The organism is Flavobacterium psychrotolerans (assembly GCF_003097635.1).
GTDB lineage: Bacteria > Bacteroidota > Bacteroidia > Flavobacteriales > Flavobacteriaceae > Flavobacterium > Flavobacterium psychrotolerans.
The window spans coordinates 1-1,151 of the sequence record NZ_QCZI01000050.1; the positions used below are offsets into that span (position 1 = coordinate 1).

Sequence of the window (1,151 nt, forward strand, 5' to 3'; positions counted from 1 at the left end):
AGTACTTTTTTTAAGTTTCGGCTCCCTTCCCTTCGGGGAGGGTTGGGGAGGGGATTATTGGAAAAACCGGTCAAATTGACCACCCCATTCCAGTGTAAATTGACCACCAGTTTCGGAGTAAATTGACCACCACTTTCCAGTTCAAATTGACCACCTAATTTCGGGGTAAATTGACAATTAAAAACTACTGACTTTTTCATGTTGTTAGCACCATACATTCGTTAAAAAAAACGGATTATGGCAAACAAAATAACAGACATGAGTAAAATTAGAAAAGCAATTAAATTCTACTGTAATGGAAAAAGTAAGTTATTCATAAGTAAGTACTTATCCCTTTCCAGAAACACAGTGAAGAAGTATATTTCTTTATTTGAAGTCCTAGGATTAAGTTTTGAAGTAATTAATGAAAAAACAGATGCTGAACTAGAACTTTTGTTTTCACATACAACTGTGGAATCAATCAGTCCCAAACTGCAGATTCTTTATGATTTTTTCCCTAAAATGGAACGGGACCTGAAAAAAGTTGGCGTTACCATACAGCACATGTGGGAGCAATATATTATCCTAAACCCTGATGGTTACAGGAGTTCACAATTTGGACATCATTACAAAATATGGGGCAAACGAGTCAATCCAGTAATGCACATGAATCACAAAGCCGGTGATAAAATGTATGTGGATTATGCCGGAAAAACACTCTCCATTATTGATAACGACACGGGAGAAATCAAAGAAGTACAATTTTTTGTAGCCATATTGGGAGCTAGTCAATACACCTATGCTGAAGCTTCTATGAGCCAACAGAAGGAGGATTTTGTTACTTCGGTAGAAAATGCTATGCGCTTTTTTGAAGGTACCCCTGCAGCAATTGTTCCTGATAATTTAAAATCCGCAGTGATAAAAAGCAGTCGTTTTGAGCCGACGATCAATGAAACTTTGGCTGATTTAGCGGAACATTACGAAACTACAATTTTGCCCGCCAGGGCTTATAAGCCTAGAGATAAGTCATTAGTTGAAGGAGCTGTCAAGATATTGTACCGAAGGATTTATGTAACCCTAAAAGAAACTAAATTCTTTAGCCTGGAAGAATTAAACCAGCAGATATGGGATTTATTAGATGCCCATAACAGTCGAAAACTCACAGGACGTCC

At 37.5% G+C, this 1,151-nt stretch carries 2 protein-coding genes; one reads left to right on the forward strand and one right to left on the reverse strand.

Annotated features, from left to right (window positions below; genetic code table 11):
• The coding region (locus DB895_RS14410) for a hypothetical protein (protein WP_208012205.1) at nucleotides 1-200 on the reverse strand (200 nt) is incomplete at its 3' end.
• Nucleotides 201-237: 37 nt separating this feature from the next.
• On the opposite strand from DB895_RS14410, the gene istA reads away from it, so the two are divergent.
• The coding region (istA, locus tag DB895_RS14140; RefSeq protein WP_116725993.1) for an IS21 family transposase at nucleotides 238-1,151 on the forward strand (914 nt) is incomplete at its 3' end.